Below are 14228 nucleotides of genomic sequence, written 5' to 3'. Positions count from 1 at the left end.
AGACCAACTGGGGCGTCTACTGCCCCACGGGCATCGCCCCGGCAGACGGCTGACAGGCCCGATCAGACAGTTTCGGCCATAGCACCCAGATTTCGCATACCCCCACATGGCGGAGCGCACATTGTGGGCATGGCGAAATCTGGGACTGACAAGTTGGGGGGCTTGGGTCGCTGGTGGGGGCTCCTCACGGGAGCCCTCCTGATCGCAGCCTGGATCAACGAGGCGGCTGGCCCGGCCGTGGTCATCACTCTCTCCGCGGCAACCGCAACGTGGTGCTTCTTCCAAGCACCTGTCACCTGCGGAGCACCTGTCCGCAACCACGACGACGGTTGCCACAACAACGCGTACGGCCTCTTGCTGGGCTGCCACGTCCGTCAACATCGCTGGCAGAAGCTCAAGATGCTCATCTTCCGGCGCCGAGCTCGGGAGTTCTTCTCCGGCCTCTTCTCCGACGGCCCCACGGTCGTCGTGACCTTGGCTGGGCTGGGCAGCGCCGTGTCCGGGCTCGTCGCCCTCTTCCCCGGGGTGGCCGGGTAATCGCGGAGCGGCCAGACACCAGCTCAGGCAGCGGTCTCAGTCTGGGTGCCCCGGCTGGTGCCAACTGGGCATCTCCTGCCCCACAGGACTCGCCCAAGCGCACGGCCGACCGCGACATCTCCCAACGCTCATGTATTCCGTGGGACCATGAATCCGCCATTAAAGAACGCCTCGATATCCGGAAATAGCGGCACCGATTTAAATCTTCCGGAACGCCAGCGAGCATCTTCCCTTGCACTGTGCAGCATTATTGCATCACACTTACAGCCATTTCCCTTGCCGGTGGAGATGTGGGCAGTCAAGCACACCGGGCTCAACCCCTCCCATCGCCAGTTCAAGCTGTTCACCGAGTGGTTCTGGCGGGTCGTTCCCGCGCCCGGCAACCCTTACTACGACCTGGAGCGGGGTGCCGACTCATGAGGGGTCAGTCCGGTCCCCTTGCGAGTGCCATCGCTGACCGGTGATCGCGGGCATCAGGCATCAGCGGGTGGAGCGGCTGCCAGAGTCGGCGTCCCCTGTCTCGATGGGTGGCGGACGCGGCTGACGCCGTAAGGCAGTTATCGGTCGCATTGGGGGCGGCCTTGTGTCCGAGGATGATCTCCGGCTCCGGGCGGTACGGGTGTGGTCCGGCTGACCGACGGCGTCCCCCGGTGCGCATGGTGTATTCGGGGGGCGCTCCGACGGAGCACGGCGGTGTCCGGGCCGGCCGGTCAGTGGCTGTCGGAGCGGTGGGCGTACGGGAGATCGGGGCACCGGCGGCACAGGAAGAGGTAGATGCCTCCGGCGTCGCCGATCATCAGGTCCGGGCCGATGGCGTCGGCGAGGTCGGAGCGGGCCGGTGCGTCCCAGGCCGGCGGTTCCGTACCGGGTTCGTGCTCGTCCAGCGGCAGCCAGCGACCGTAGGCCACCTCGGCGGTGATGCTGAACAGATGCTCCATGCGGTGGCCCGCGCCGCAGTGCGGCCAGTCGGGTTCCTGGGTCCAGGCGGGATAGCCACCGGCCTTGTTCTGCAGGGCGCTCGCCACCTCCGTGTACCAGAACCCGAAGCGCTCCTGCAGCTCTTCGAGACGCGGAGCCAGCGCGGTCAGCAGCGCGTCGGGAAGGTCGTAGCCGGGGTACTCGACCGCCGGGGTCGGGCTGACCGTGCAGGGACGGGGCACCAGATCCGCGTCGTACTCACCCTCGGCGGGGGCGGGAGCGCCGGGCAGTGTCCCGCGTGCGGCGGTCTCGGCTTCGTCACGCCAGTAGAGCCGGGGTACCACGGACCCGCCGGGTTCCTCGTCATGGGCAAGAGGGCACCAGACCAGTTGCGCCAGGTCCTTGCCCTCAGGGAATTCCAGCCAGGGAGCATCCCGGGCGAAGAGCTGGATCACCGGAACCATCGGCACCGCCCCGGGCTTCGACTCCTTCCATGAACCGCCGACATCGCCGCGGGTCCAGTGCCCGGAGCGGGTGCAGTACGGCCAGGGTTCGTCGGCGGGCCAGCACAGCGGGCCGCCCAGGGAACTGTCCCGGGCACCGGGCTCCCCACTCCGGGGGTAGAGCAGGACCGTCTCCATGGCCAGAAGCGCGAACTCCGGTATGAGCCGGGCCAGGTCGTACGGAGGGTCGGGAATCACGCGGGGCACAGGTCGAGTCCTCCGGGCGGGCGATCAGCTCTGATGGCGGGCAATCTACGCCTGGGGACTGACAGAGGGCGACCGGCAGGCGCCCTCTGCCGTCGGCGAATCTGCGGGCGGCAGAGAAGGGTCCCCTCGCCGGGTGCGGCGGCCGATGGTGGGTGGTGGGTGCGGCGAAGGGCGCCGCTTTCCACCGAGGAGGGCCGATGTCCGTGGTGCGTACGAGGGGGCCGTGGGCCGGGGAGGGCGATACCGCGCCGTCCCGGTTCGACGATCAGCTGGCCGACCGGTTGCTGGACCAGCGGATCGTCATGCTGGGGACCCAGGTCGACGAGACGTCCGCGAACCGGGTGTGCGCGCAGTTGCTGCTGCTGGCCGCCGAGGATCCCCGGGCCGGGATCCTGCTGTACATCCACAGCCCGGGCGGCTCGGTGCACGCGGGGCTCGGGATCTACGACACGATGCGGATGATCCCCAATGACGTGGCCACGCTGGCCGTGGGGTTCGCCGCGAGCATGGGGCAGGTGCTGCTGACCGTGGGCACGGCGGGGAAGCGGTACGCCCTGCCGCACACGCGGATCATGATGCACCAGGGGTCGGCGGGTATCGGGGGGACCGCCGCCGATGTCGCGATCCAGGCGGAGAACCTGGAGCACACCCAGCGGACGATGGAGCGGATCATCGCCGAGCACACCGGGCAGAGCGAGGAGACCATCCGCCGGGACGGGGACCGGGACCGGTGGTTCACGGCGCGGGAGGCGCTGGAGTACGGGATGGTGGACCGGGTGGTGGCCTCGCTCGCCGAGGTGCGGCCGGCCGGCGGGTCGCGGAAGGCGGGGTTCTGAGATGGGGCAGTACACGATTCCGACCGTGGTCGAGCGGACGCCGAACGGGGAGCGGGCGTACGACGTGTACAGCCGGTTGCTGTCCGAGCGGGTCATCTTCCTGGGCACCGAGATCGACGACGGGGTCGCCAATGTGGTGATCGCGCAGCTGTTCCATCTGGAGGCGGCGGCGCCGGAGCAGGAGATCTCGCTGTACATCAATTCGCCGGGTGGCTCGTACACCTCGCTGATGGCCCTCTACGACACGATGAGCTTCATCACCGCGCCGGTGTCCACGTTCTGCGTCGGGCAGGCGGCCTCCACGGCGGCGGTGCTGCTGGCGGGCGGGGAGCCGGGTCGGCGGGTGGTGCTGGAGCACGCGCGGGTGCTGCTGGGGCAGCCGGCCAGCGCGGGGCGGCGGGGCACGATCTCCGATCTGAGCCTGGAGGCCAAGGAGATGGTGCGGATCCGCTCGCAGGTGGAGGAGGTGCTGGCCCGCCACACCGGGCACGCGGTGGCGCGGCTGCGGGCGGATCTGGACCGGGACCGGGTGTTCACGGCGCAGGAGGCGGTCGCGTACGGGCTGGCCGACCAGGTGCTGTCCCGGCGCGACGCGGCGGCGATGGTGACCGCCACCTGAGCACCGGAAGGGGTCAGGCGGCCAGCAGCAGCGTCTGGCCGGCCTGCCGTACGGGGGCGGCCGGCCGGGTGAGGGAGGTGACCCGTGGTGGGCCGGCCAGTTCCCGGTGGGCGAGGGCCAGCAGGTCGGCGAGGGTGAGGCCGAGGGCGCGGGCGGCGGCGGCGAGGATCTCGGAGGAGGCTTCCTTGCGGCCGCGTTCCAGCTCGGAGAGGTAGGGCATGGAGATCCGGGCGGCCTCGGCCACGTCCTTGAGGGTGCGCCGCTGGGCCAGCCGCTCGCGGCGCAGGACCTCGCCGATGAGGTGCCGCCACAGGGGCTCGCCGGCCGGGTGGTGCGGGTGGCTGGTCATCTCCTCAGCGTAGGAGGCGAGCGCCGGGCGAGCACCCCCGCGGGGTTCCGCCCGGCGCGAAATCCGCCGCCGCCGGGGGGTGTTACAGCGCGCTGCCGGCCTGCCATTCGTCCCAGGCCATGTTCCAGCCGTTGAGGCCGTTGTCGGGCTGGATGGTCTGGTCGGGGGAGTTGACGACGATGACCACGTCGCCGAGCAGGGACTCGTCGTAGAACCAGGCGGCGTCCTGCCCGGGGTCGCCCGCGCCCTGGACGTCGGCGAGCCCGACGCAGCCGTGGCTGGTGTTGGTGGAGCCGAAGATCTCGGGCGCGCTCCAGTAGTTGCCGTGGATGAAGGTGCCGGAGGTGGAGAGCCGCATGGCGTGCGGCACGTCCGGGATGTCGTACTCGCCCTTGCCGTCGTCGTCGGTGAATCCGACGGTGGCGCCGTTCATGCGGGTCTCGTCGAACTTCTCGGAGATCACCATCGCGCCGTTGTAGGTGGGGTTCTCGTCGCTGCCGGCGGAGATCGGCACGGTGCGCAGGGTCCGGCCGTCGCGGACCACCGTCATCTGGTGGGTCTTGGCGTCGACGGTGCTGATCTGGGAGCGGCCGACGTCGAAGCTGAACGTGCGGTCCTGGACGCCGGTGATGCCGGGGGCGCCTTCGAGGCCGTTGAAGTCCAGGGTGACGGTGACGTGGGTGTCGGCCTGCCAGTAGTTCTGCGGGCGGAAGTCGAGGCGCTTGTCGCCGAACCAGTGTCCGACGACGTCCTGTCCGCTGCTGGTGTTGATGTCGACGGCGGCCTCGACGGCGGCCTTGTTGGTGATCTCCTTGTCGAAGTTCAGCGAGATGGGCATGCCGACGCCGACCGTGGAGTTGTCCTCGGGGGTGAAGTTGCCGATGAAGCTGTTGTCCGGGGAGACGGTGGTGAAGGTGGCGGTTTCGTGCGCCTTGCGGCCCTGGCCGTCGCTGGCCTGGACGACCAGCTCGTAGCGGGTGGCCCGCGAGAGCTGGCCGTCGGGCGTCCAGCCGGTGCCGTCGGCGGATATGGTGCCGGGCACCTCGGTGTCGCTGTCGGTGGCCCTCATGGTGACGGTGTCGAGTGTGCCATCCGTCACACTTACGGCGACACTGTCGGTGATGCCGACGTTGTCCGCCATGTCGCCGGGGGTGATGGAGATGTCCGCCGCCGAGGTGTCGGCCGAGGCGGCGTCGCTCTGCGAGGCCGTCGGCTGGGCGCCCTTCCCGTCGCCCGCCCCGTCGCCGTCGCCGCCGTGCAGACTGCAGGCGCCCAGAGCGAGCACTCCGGACAGCAGCACCGCCGCACCGGCGGCGCCCCTGCGCCGCATGCCGTCCCTCATGGTCAGCTACTCCATCCCCGCCGTGGCCCCTGGTGACGGCGGCCCCTGGCGGCATCGCGTTGCTTTGGTTCGCGCGGAAAAGGACACCTTCGGACTCATACGTCCGGGCATCTCGCGTGACAACGCGGGCGGCGTTCGAACCGTTCCCCCTTTTAGGGAATCTTTGTCCTATTCATCGTCACTGTCCCACGTCTCCTCCGGATCGTACTCCGCCAGCTCACTGCTCCAGGACGCCTGCGCCAGCTCCACCCCCGGCACCTCGGCCACCAGGTCCACCGGGTCGAGCAGGTAGGCGATGGCCTCGGCCGGGTCCTGCGCGACCGCGTCCGCGGCCTGCCGCCGCTCCATCTCCGGCATCTGCTCGTCCCCGTGGATCCGTGCCCAGGCGGCCCGGATCACCTCGTCCGCGTCCGTCAGCTCCAGCACCATGTCCACCCGGACCCGGACGTGGCGCGCCGCCTCGGCCGCGAGCGGGTCCATCTCTTCGCTGCTACTCATGACACGGAGAGTAACCGCCCCCTCGGACAGCTCTTCCCCGCGACCCGCATGGGCGCCTAACATCGCTCTCGGCACCACCCCAGCCACCGCTTCACCCCCCACCCCGCTCTCCCCGCTCCGTCCCCAGGAGGCCCCCATGGCCGAGCACCGTGCCACCTCCACCAACCAGCCGCTGATCACCGGCCTCGTCGCCGCGGCCGTACTGGGCCTGGTCTGGCTGATGCCCACCGCGCACGCCGGGAGCGAGCCCGGCGGCGAGGACGCGGTGGGCAACGACGCCGTCAGCGAGCACCAGGTGTCCGCCGAGGAGTAGACCGTGTCCTGCGGCCGCGGGGCGGGTCAGCCGAGCGGTCCGGTGACCGACTCGGCGGCCGCCACCAGCGAGCCGTCGCGGACGAACTCCTCCGCCGCCGCCAGGTCGGGCGCCAGATAGCGGTCCTCGCCCGCCCCGCCGACCCCGGCCGCGCGGACCGCCTCCAGGACGGCGCGGGCGGCCGGTCCTGCGCGCAGTCCCCGGGCGGCCGACCCCTCGCGCAGTTCCAGGGCGCGGGTCGCCGCGCACAGTTCCACCGCGATCACCCGGGTCAGCCCCGCCACCGCCGTCCGCAGCTTGCGGGCCGCCGACCAGCCCATCGAGACGTGGTCCTCCTGCATCGCGGAGGACGGGATCGAGTCCACCGAGGCGGGTACGGCCAGCCGCTTCAGTTCGCTGACGAGCGCGGCCTGCGTGTACTGGGCGATCATCAGCCCGGAGTCCACGCCCGCGTCGCCGGCGAGGAACGGCGGCAGGCCGTGCGAGCGGTTCTTGTCCAGCAGCCGGTCGGTGCGGCGTTCGGCGATGGAGGCGAGGTCGGCGACGGCGATGGCGAGGAAGTCCAGGACGTAGCCGAGCGGCGCGCCGTGGAAGTTGCCGTTGGACTCCACGCGGGCGGGCCGGCCGCCGGCCGCCGGGACGACGACGGGGTTGTCGACGGCGGCGGCCAGTTCGTACCCGGCGACCCGCTGGGCGTGCTCCAGGGTGTCCCGTCCGGCGCCGGTGACCTGCGGGGCGCAGCGCACCGAGTAGGCGTCCTGGACGCGCGGGGCGTCGTCCTGGTGGTGGCCGGTGAGGCCGGAGCCGGCCAGGACGCGCAACATGTTGGCGGCGCTGACGGCCTGTCCCGGGTGCGGGCGGATGGCGTGCAGTTCGGGGGCGAGCACCCGGTCGGTGCCGAGCAGCGCCTCCAGGGTGAGGGCGGCGGTGATGTCGGCGGCGGTGAAGAGGCCGGCCAGGTCGGCGCAGGCCATCAGCAGCATGCCGAGCATGCCGTCGGTGCCGTTGAGGAGCGCAAGACCTTCCTTCTCGCGCAGGGTGACGGGGCTGATGCCGTGTTCGGCGAGGAGTTCGGCGGCGGGCCGGATCCGGCCGTCGGGGCCCTCGGCCTCGCCCTCGCCCATGAGGGTGAGGGCGCAGTGCGACAGCGGCGCGAGGTCGCCGGAGCAGCCGAGCGATCCGTACTCGTGGACGACGGGGGTGATGCCGGCGTTGAGGACGGCGGCCATGGTGTCGGCGACCTCCGGCCGTACCCCGGTATGGCCGGAGGCGAGGGTCTTGAGCCGCAGGAACATCAGTGCCCTGACCACCTCGCGCTCCACGCGCGGGCCCATCCCGGCGGCGTGCGAGCGGACGATGTTGCGCTGGAGACGGGCGCGCAGTCCGGGGCTGATGTGGCGGACGGCGAGGGCGCCGAAGCCGGTGGAGACGCCGTAGACGGGGTCGGGGCGGGCCGCGAGGTCCTCCACGGCGGCGCGGGCGGTGGCCATCGCGGTCCGGGCGGCGGGGGAGAGTTCGACGCGGGCGCCGTGCCGGGCGACGGCGAGGACGTCGGCGGGGGTGGTGCCGGAGGGGCCGACCACGAGGGAGTGCATAGCCATATTCACAGAGCCTAAAGAGTGAATTGGTAACCGTCACAGAGGGGGCCGGAAGCGGACGTACGGCGCCGGGTCACTCCCGCCCCCGGAACCTGCGCCGTTCGGGCTCACCGGGCACGTCCACCGGCGGCGCGTCCGCCATCCGCAGCGCCGCCCGGCCCTCGGCGCCGCGCCCGGCCACCACCGGGCCCGGCGCGTGGGTGGTCTTGGCCCGGTACTGGGCGGCGTCCGCCAGCCGGAACAGCCGCCGCGCGGTGGGCGGCGGTCCCACGCCCTCACCGGTACCGGCGATGCCGCAGGCCACCCCCTCGCCGAGCGCGAGATCCGCGGCCCCCCGGCACAGCCCCCAGGCCGCCGCCTCCACCTCGGTGTCCGGGTGGCCGGTGACCACCAGGGCGAACTCGTCCCCGCCGAGCCGGGCCGCGAGCGCCCCGGGGAACGCGGCGGCGCACAGCGACAGCAGCCGCCCGAACCGTTCCAGCAGCCGGTCCCCGGCGGCGTGCCCGTAGGTGTCGTTCACCTTCTTCAGGCCGTTGACGTCGCAGACCACCAGCACCAGCGGCTCGCCGCCCGCCCGGTGCGCCGCCACCGCCTCCGCCAGGCGTTCGTCGACCGCCCGGCGGTTGCCGAGCCCGGTCAGCGGATCGGTGAACGCCAGCCGCCGCACCCGCTCCAGCCGCTCGTGCTGGGCGAGCCCGGTGGCCGTGACCGAGGCGAGGACGGCCGCGAACTCCGCCTCGTCCGGTGTGAACACCGCCGCCCCGGCGTCCCGCGCCACATACAGCTCGCCCCAGGCACGGTCGGCCAGCACCACCGGGGCCGCCACACAGCAGCCCCGGCCCTGCCGGCGCAGCGCCGCCCCGCGCCGGGGGCCGCCGGCGTCCTCCACCCAGGCCCGGGGTTCGCGCGGGGAGGCGAGCGCGATCTCCGGGAAGTCCCGCACGGCGTACGACTCGTCCGCCGGGAACTCCTCCTCGCCGGCCACCAGCCGCCCGGTGTTCACCAGCACCCGCAGCCGGCCGCGCTCGCGCTCCCAGACGGACAGCGCCGCGAACGACCCGTCGAGCGCCGTCCGCGCGCCCTCCGCCGCCGCCCGCGCCACCTCCGGCAGGCGCACCGCCCCGGCCATCGCGGCCACCAGCGCGGCGACGGCCCGCACCCTGGAAGCGTCCATGCGCCTCAGGCTATGCGCGCCGCCCGGGCACCGCCCGGCGGCCTGCTCCACCCCGGCGGACGGCGCCGGTGAGGCGGCCGGCGGCCCGCCTCAGCGGGTGACCGCGGCCGGGAAGACCGTCCACGCCGGGTGCGGAAACCGCGGCACCGGGCCGTCGTCCCGCTTGGAGTCACGGACCCCGACGGCGCCGCCCGGGAGCCGGGCCGCTTCCGCGCACCGCGCGTCGCCCTTCAGCGAGTACGCATTCCCGCGCCACCTGACGGCCTGCTGCCGCTCCACGCCCACCGCCCCGCCCTCCGTGTCGGGTCGGGGACAGCTCCGCCCGGCTACTCCCCCGGCCAGTCCGGGGCGCGCTTCTCGTTGAACGCCGCCACGCCCTCCGCCCGGTCGCCCGAGAAGGCCACCGTGCGCCAGGCCGCGTCCTCCACCTCAAGACCGGTGGGCAGGTCGAGACCGAAGCCGGAGCGCAGCGCGCGCTTGGCGGCACGCAGTCCGACCGGGGAGTTGGCCGCGATCCGGGAGGCGAGCGCCAGCGCCTCGGCGCGGTCCTCGCCCTCCCCCGTCAGCCGGTCGATCAGGCCGAGCGACAGCGCCTCCTCGGCCGCCACCCGGCGGCCGGTGAACACCAGCTCCGCCGCCCGCGCCGCACCCACCCGGCGCGGCAGCAGCTGGGTGCCGCCGCCGCCCGGGATCACCCCGACCGTCACCTCCGGCAGCCCGACCACCGCCGTGGGGTCGGCCACGATGAGATCGCAGGAGAGCGCCAGTTCGAAGCCGCCGCCGAGCGCGTAGCCGTGCACCGCCGCGATCACCGGCACCGGCAGGGTGAGCACGCCGGTGTAGGCGGCCCGCGCCAGCGGGCGCTGGCGGCCGAGCTCGGCGTCGCTCAGCGCGTTGCGCTCCTTGAGGTCCGCGCCGACGCAGAACGCCCGCTCGTGGGTGGAGCTGAGCACCACCGCCCGGACCTCCCGGGCGGGTGCCGCCGCCAGCGCGGCGCACGCGTCCGCGATGCCGCGCGCCATCGCCGTCGAGACCGCGTTCATCGCCGGGACGCGGTCCAGGACCAGCTCCGCCACCCCGGTGTCCGCGTCCCGGCGGACCTCCACCCACTCGCCGTACCTCACCGGCTCACTCCCCGCCTCGTCTCGACAGCAGCCACGGTTCCACTATCCCCAGCCCGCGCACCGGCCGCTGGTACAGCGGCTGGAGCGCGAACCGGTAGGCGCGCGCGTCGCGCGCGCTCACCGTCTTCTCCGACTCCGGGGCGAGCCCGGCCGAGGTCAGTTCGTCCCGCAGGGCGCCGTCCACCAGCACCATGTCCTTCGGCGCTATCGAGGTGAGCCGGCTCGCCAGGTTCACCGTGTTGCCGAAGACGTCGCCCATCCGCGTCGTCACGGTGCCGAACGCGATGCCGACCCGCAGCTCCGGCATCATCGGGTCGTCGCCCAGGGTCTCCACCAGCCGCAGCCCGATGTCGGCCGCCGTGCCCGCGTCGTCCGCCGCGAACAGCACCTCGTCGCCCAGTGTCTTGATGAGCCGCCCGCCCTGCGCCGCGACCTGGTCGGCCGCGGTGGTCTCGAACGCCTCCACCAGTTCGCCCAGCTCCTCCTCCTCCAGGCGCCGGGTCAGCCGGGTGAAGCCCACCAGGTCGGCGAAGCCCACCGCGAGACGCCGGTCCACCATCTCGGCGTCGTCCTGCGCCTGGACCACCCGGCCGGTGGCCGCCGCCAGCTGACGGCGCCACACGTACACCAGGAACTCCTCCAGCTCCGGCAGCAGCAGCTCCACCAGCGGGTACGCCACCTCGGTGCGGGTCATGCCCGGCTCGGGGGGCTCGATCAGGCCCTCCAGGAAGGAGTCGATCTGCCAGTCCGCCAGCCGGGCCGTGGTCTGCCCGGTGGACCTGGCCACCTGGATCGCCATCGACTCGCTCAGCAGCCCGGCCTCCACCAGACCGCCGAGCCGGCGCAGCGCCAGCACGTCCGCCTCGGTGAGCACCTTGGCCTGCCCCACGTCGGGGAAGCCCATCGCCCGCCAGAACCGGGTCCCCAGGTCCAGCGAGACCCCGGCGGCACGCGCCGCCTGGAACGGGGTGTACTGCCGTTCCGACCCGATGATCAGCTGCTCGATGCGCAGCGCGATGGTATCGTCGCCGGTCCCGTCGGGCGGGGCGCCCTCCGCATCAGCCACGGTCACTGCCCGCCCTCGCCCAGGCCCACGCGAACGCCACCGGGATGGGGTTCCCTCCGCTGCGCACTGCCGCCGCCCTACCGTTCCTGCTCACTCACGCCCATCGCGTGCTGTCCATCGCACAACCCTACGGCAGGTGTGCCCTAAGTCACGCGGGGCGTTGCCGGGCGATCACCGCAGGTGCACGATGTCGGCCGCATCGACGGGGCGCTGTACGCCGTCGGCGTCGGCGATCACCAGCCGGCCGGTGCCGTCCAGGGCCACCGCCTCGCCGCGCACCTCGGCGCCGCCGGGCAGCAGGGCGCGCACCGTACGGCCGAGCGTCGCGCAGCAGGCCGCGTACGCCGGGAGGAGTCCGGCGGCGCTCGCGTCGCCCCCGGCCGCCGTCCAGCGGCCGTACCAGTCGGCGAGGGAGCGCAGCAGGGCGCGCAGCAGCGGATCGCGGTCGGTGGTGCGGGCGCCCGCCAGCAGCAGTGAGCCGGCGGTCGGGACCGGCAGCTCGTCGGCGCGCAGCGAGACGTTCACGCCCATGCCGAGGACGACGGCGGGCGTGCCGTCCGGCAGGGTCACCCGTTCGGCGAGGATGCCGCCGAGCTTGCGTTCCGCGCCGTCCACCGTCACCAGCAGGTCGTTGGGCCACTTCAGGGCGGTCTCCACCTCGGTGACCGGGCTGAGCGCGGTGACGGCGGCGACGCCGGCCAGCAGCGGCAGCCAGCCCCAGCGTTCGGCCGGGACGTCGTGGCCGGGGGTGAGCAGCACGGAGGTGAACAGGCCGGAGCGGGCCGGGGCGTTCCATCGCCGGTCGAGGCGGCCGCGGCCGCGCACCTGCTCCTCGGCGACGAGGACGGTGCCGGGCGCCGCCGCGCCGGAGGCCGCCGCCGCAGCGAGATCGGCGTTGGTGGAGCCGGTGGACTCGACCACCGTGAGGCCGGTCCACAGGGAGGTGGGGCGGACGAGGGCGGTGCGCAGGGCCCTGGCGTCGAGCGGGGGCCGGTCCAGATCGGACCAGCGGCCGGGGGGAGGGGTCATGGGCTCACCCTAGGCCGCCCGGCGGGGCGCGCGATCTTTGGCCGGTTCGCGCTGTGATCCACGCCGCACCACCGGCCCGGCCGCGCCCTGGATACGCTACTTTCCGGTAGCCCACCCGAGGACGAGTAGGAGCCGTGCACCGTGCCCGAATTGCCGCCCCAGGACACCAGCCCCGACCTGCACACCACGGCGGGCAAGATCGAGGACTTCCGGCTGCGGGTGGCGGAGGCGGTGCGCGCCGGCTCCGACCGGGCGGTGGCCAAGCAGCACGCCAAGGGGAAGGGCACCGCGCGCGAGCGGGTGCTCGCGCTGCTGGACGAGGGGTCGTTCACCGAGCTGGACGAGTTCGCCCGGCACCGCTCCACCTCCTTCGGCATCGAACGCAACCGCCCGTACGGGGACGGCGTGGTGACCGGCTACGGGACGGTCGACGGCCGCCCGGTGGCCGTCTACTCGCAGGACTTCACGGTCTTCGGCGGCTCGCTGGGCGAGGTGTACGGCGAGAAGATCGTCAAGGTCATGGACTGGGCGCTGAAGACCGGCTGCCCGATCATCGGCATCAACGACGGCGGCGGGGCCCGCATCCAGGAGGGCGTCACCGCGCTCGGCCTGTTCGCCGAGATCTTCCGCCGCAACGTGCACGGCTCCGGTGTCGTCCCGCAGATCTCGCTCATCATGGGCCCGTGCGCGGGCGGCGCCGTCTACTCCCCCGCGATCACCGACTTCACGGTGATGGTCGACCAGACCTCGCACATGTTCATCACAGGGCCCGATGTGATCAAGACGGTCACCGGGGAGGACGTCGGCTTCGAGGAACTGGGCGGCGCCCGCACCCACAACGCCGTCTCCGGTGTCGCCCACCACCTGGCGGGTGACGAGAAGGACGCCATCGAGTACGTCAAGGCGCTGCTGTCGTACCTGCCGTCCAACAACCTCGCCGAGCCGCCCGCCTTCCCCGAGGAGGAGGCGGACCTGGAGCCGGACGAGGACGACCGGCAGCTCAACACGCTCGTCCCGGACTCCGCCAACCAGCCCTACGACATGCACCAGGTCATCGAAGGGGTGCTGGACGAGCGGGAGTTCCTGGAGACGCAGCCGCTCTTCGCGCCCAACATCATCACCGGCTTCGGCCGCGTCGAGGGCCGGCCGGTCGGGGTCGTCGCCAACCAGCCGCTCCAGTTCGCCGGCTGCCTGGACATCAACGCCTCCGAGAAGGCCGCCCGCTTCGTCCGCACCTGCGACGCGTTCAACATCCCGGTGCTGACCTTCGTGGACGTGCCCGGCTTCCTGCCCGGCACCGACCAGGAGTACGGCGGCATCATCCGGCGCGGCGCCAAGCTGATCTACGCCTACGCCGAGGCCACCGTCCCGCTGATCACCGTGATCACCCGCAAGGCGTTCGGCGGCGCCTACGACGTCATGGGTTCCAAGCACCTGGGCGCCGACCTCAACCTGGCCTGGCCCACCGCGCAGGTGGCGGTGATGGGCGCGCAGGGCGCGGTGAACATCCTGTACCGGCGCACGCTGGCCGCGCTGGAGGACGAGGACGAGCGGGAGGCGGAACGGGCCCGGCTGACCGCCGAGTACGAGGACACGCTGCTGAACCCGTACGTCGCCGCCGAACGCGGCTACGTGGACGCGGTGATCATGCCGGCCGACACCCGGCGGCACATCGTGCGGGGCCTGCGGGCGCTGCGGACCAAGCGGGAGCAGCTGCCGCCGAAGAAGCACGGCAACATCCCGCTGTAGACCGGGAAACGGCGGAACCGAAGGAGGAGTCGCTCATGATCCGTGTCGTCCGGGGCAATCCCACCCCCGAGGAACTGGCCGCGGCGGTCGCCGTGATGCAGGCGCGGGCCACCGCGGCGGCCGGTGCCACCGCCGCCGAGGCACCGCGCCAGCGGTGGGCGGGCCCGGCCCAGGCGGTGCGCCGCCCGCTTCCGGCGCCCGGGCCCGGCGCGTGGCAGGCCGCGTTCGGGCCGCGCGGGTGACGATCTGAGTAGCCGTACTCAGGCGGCCGGGCCGCGCGTGCGGGACCATCGAAGGATGCTGTGGTCCGACATGCGCCGCGAGGAGCCGTCCCGGGAGGCCCGGACCACCCGCGCGATGCTGCGC

17 protein-coding genes are annotated in these 14228 nt (G+C 72.9%); 7 read left to right on the top strand and 10 right to left on the bottom strand.

Annotated features, from left to right (window positions below):
• Nucleotides 1–129: 129 nt before the first annotated feature.
• Nucleotides 130–537, top strand: a complete 408-nt coding sequence (locus tag ACFV5N_RS01515; RefSeq protein ID WP_385592512.1) for a hypothetical protein — start codon at nt 130–132, stop codon at nt 535–537.
• Between the two features lie 288 nt (nt 538–825).
• A complete protein-coding gene (locus ACFV5N_RS01510) occupies nt 826–957 on the top strand; it encodes a hypothetical protein (RefSeq protein ID WP_385592510.1) in 132 nt (43 codons plus the stop codon).
• A gap of 290 nt (nt 958–1247) precedes the next feature.
• Here ACFV5N_RS01510 and ACFV5N_RS01505 read toward each other — a convergent pair whose 3' ends face one another.
• A complete protein-coding gene (locus ACFV5N_RS01505; RefSeq protein WP_385592508.1) occupies nt 1248–2165 on the bottom strand; it encodes a hypothetical protein in 918 nt (305 codons plus the stop codon).
• Between the two features lie 197 nt (nt 2166–2362).
• Between ACFV5N_RS01505 and ACFV5N_RS01500 the strand changes: the two genes are divergently transcribed.
• On the top strand, nt 2363–3001 hold the full coding sequence (locus ACFV5N_RS01500; RefSeq protein WP_385592507.1) for a ClpP family protease: 639 nt from the start codon (nt 2363–2365) through the stop codon (nt 2999–3001).
• A 1-nt stretch (nt 3002) separates the two neighbouring features.
• The gene (locus ACFV5N_RS01495) at nt 3003–3620 is read left to right on the top strand and encodes a ClpP family protease (protein WP_385592505.1); all 618 of its coding nucleotides are present in this window, start codon (nt 3003–3005) and stop codon (nt 3618–3620) included.
• A 13-nt stretch (nt 3621–3633) separates the two neighbouring features.
• On the opposite strand, the gene ACFV5N_RS01490 is transcribed toward ACFV5N_RS01495, so the two are convergent.
• From ACFV5N_RS01490 to ACFV5N_RS01480, 3 genes are all read right to left on the bottom strand, one after another.
• Nucleotides 3634–3969 carry a helix-turn-helix domain-containing protein gene (locus tag ACFV5N_RS01490; RefSeq protein WP_385592503.1) on the bottom strand — a complete coding sequence of 112 codons (336 nt, stop codon included), beginning with the start codon at nt 3967–3969 and terminating at the stop codon, nt 3634–3636.
• Nucleotides 3970–4051: 82 nt separating this feature from the next.
• A complete protein-coding gene (locus ACFV5N_RS01485; protein WP_385592501.1) occupies nt 4052–5311 on the bottom strand; it encodes an Ig-like domain-containing protein in 1260 nt (419 codons plus the stop codon).
• A 168-nt stretch (nt 5312–5479) separates the two neighbouring features.
• Complete coding sequence (locus tag ACFV5N_RS01480) at nt 5480–5809, bottom strand: hypothetical protein (RefSeq protein ID WP_385592499.1); 330 nt, start codon at nt 5807–5809, stop codon at nt 5480–5482.
• Nucleotides 5810–5945: 136 nt separating this feature from the next.
• Between ACFV5N_RS01480 and ACFV5N_RS01475 the strand changes: the two genes are divergently transcribed.
• Nucleotides 5946–6122: a hypothetical protein gene (locus tag ACFV5N_RS01475; RefSeq protein ID WP_385592498.1), complete on the top strand. Its 177-nt coding sequence runs from the start codon at nt 5946–5948 to the stop codon at nt 6120–6122.
• Between the two features lie 26 nt (nt 6123–6148).
• Here ACFV5N_RS01475 and hutH read toward each other — a convergent pair whose 3' ends face one another.
• From hutH to ACFV5N_RS01445, 6 genes are all read right to left on the bottom strand, one after another.
• Nucleotides 6149–7723, bottom strand: a complete 1575-nt coding sequence (hutH, locus tag ACFV5N_RS01470; protein WP_385592496.1) for a histidine ammonia-lyase — start codon at nt 7721–7723, stop codon at nt 6149–6151.
• Between the two features lie 70 nt (nt 7724–7793).
• Nucleotides 7794–8894, bottom strand: coding sequence for a diguanylate cyclase domain-containing protein (locus ACFV5N_RS01465; RefSeq protein ID WP_385592494.1), 1101 nt, complete (start codon nt 8892–8894; stop codon nt 7794–7796).
• A 90-nt stretch (nt 8895–8984) separates the two neighbouring features.
• The gene (locus ACFV5N_RS01460) at nt 8985–9173 is read right to left on the bottom strand and encodes a DUF397 domain-containing protein (protein WP_385592559.1); all 189 of its coding nucleotides are present in this window, start codon (nt 9171–9173) and stop codon (nt 8985–8987) included.
• A 47-nt stretch (nt 9174–9220) separates the two neighbouring features.
• Nucleotides 9221–10018, bottom strand: coding sequence for an enoyl-CoA hydratase/isomerase family protein (locus ACFV5N_RS01455; protein ID WP_385592492.1), 798 nt, complete (start codon nt 10016–10018; stop codon nt 9221–9223).
• 4 nt (nt 10019–10022) lie between these two features.
• Nucleotides 10023–11090, bottom strand: a complete 1068-nt coding sequence (locus ACFV5N_RS01450; protein ID WP_385592490.1) for an adenylate/guanylate cyclase domain-containing protein — start codon at nt 11088–11090, stop codon at nt 10023–10025.
• Nucleotides 11091–11255: 165 nt separating this feature from the next.
• On the bottom strand, nt 11256–12113 hold the full coding sequence (locus ACFV5N_RS01445) for a biotin--[acetyl-CoA-carboxylase] ligase (RefSeq protein WP_385592488.1): 858 nt from the start codon (nt 12111–12113) through the stop codon (nt 11256–11258).
• Nucleotides 12114–12263: 150 nt separating this feature from the next.
• Here ACFV5N_RS01445 and ACFV5N_RS01440 point away from each other — a divergent pair, with 150 nt between their 5' ends.
• Together ACFV5N_RS01440 and ACFV5N_RS01435 are read left to right on the top strand one after the other, a co-directional pair.
• Nucleotides 12264–13862 (top strand): acyl-CoA carboxylase subunit beta, encoded by a 1599-nt coding sequence (locus ACFV5N_RS01440; protein WP_385592557.1) that lies wholly within the window; start codon nt 12264–12266, stop codon nt 13860–13862.
• Between the two features lie 35 nt (nt 13863–13897).
• Nucleotides 13898–14104 (top strand): acyl-CoA carboxylase subunit epsilon, encoded by a 207-nt coding sequence (locus ACFV5N_RS01435; RefSeq protein ID WP_385592486.1) that lies wholly within the window; start codon nt 13898–13900, stop codon nt 14102–14104.
• Nucleotides 14105–14228 lie beyond the last annotated feature (124 nt).

Source organism: Streptomyces sp. NPDC059853 (assembly GCF_042731495.1).
In the GTDB taxonomy this organism is placed as follows: Bacteria; Actinomycetota; Actinomycetes; order Streptomycetales; family Streptomycetaceae; genus Streptomyces.
Note: the sequence above shows the minus strand (reverse complement) of the source record. Positions and strands in the feature narration are given on the sequence as shown.

Bases quoted from the DNA above. Each gene is read 5' to 3' on its own strand.
- ACFV5N_RS01515 (WP_385592512.1), top strand. From the start codon at position 130: ATGGCGAAATCTGGGACTGACAAGTTGGGGGGCTTGGGTCGCTGGTGG.
- ACFV5N_RS01510 (WP_385592510.1), top strand. From the start codon at position 826: ATGTGGGCAGTCAAGCACACCGGGCTCAACCCCTCCCATCGCCAGTTC.
- ACFV5N_RS01500 (WP_385592507.1), top strand. From the start codon at position 2,363: ATGTCCGTGGTGCGTACGAGGGGGCCGTGGGCCGGGGAGGGCGATACC.
- ACFV5N_RS01495 (WP_385592505.1), top strand. From the start codon at position 3,003: ATGGGGCAGTACACGATTCCGACCGTGGTCGAGCGGACGCCGAACGGG.
- ACFV5N_RS01490 (WP_385592503.1), bottom strand. From the start codon at position 3,969: ATGACCAGCCACCCGCACCACCCGGCCGGCGAGCCCCTGTGGCGGCAC.
- ACFV5N_RS01485 (WP_385592501.1), bottom strand. From the start codon at position 5,311: ATGAGGGACGGCATGCGGCGCAGGGGCGCCGCCGGTGCGGCGGTGCTG.
- ACFV5N_RS01480 (WP_385592499.1), bottom strand. From the start codon at position 5,809: ATGAGTAGCAGCGAAGAGATGGACCCGCTCGCGGCCGAGGCGGCGCGC.
- ACFV5N_RS01475 (WP_385592498.1), top strand. From the start codon at position 5,946: ATGGCCGAGCACCGTGCCACCTCCACCAACCAGCCGCTGATCACCGGC.
- hutH (WP_385592496.1), bottom strand. From the start codon at position 7,723: ATGGCTATGCACTCCCTCGTGGTCGGCCCCTCCGGCACCACCCCCGCC.
- ACFV5N_RS01465 (WP_385592494.1), bottom strand. From the start codon at position 8,894: ATGGACGCTTCCAGGGTGCGGGCCGTCGCCGCGCTGGTGGCCGCGATG.
- ACFV5N_RS01445 (WP_385592488.1), bottom strand. From the start codon at position 12,113: ATGACCCCTCCCCCCGGCCGCTGGTCCGATCTGGACCGGCCCCCGCTC.
- ACFV5N_RS01435 (WP_385592486.1), top strand. From the start codon at position 13,898: ATGATCCGTGTCGTCCGGGGCAATCCCACCCCCGAGGAACTGGCCGCG.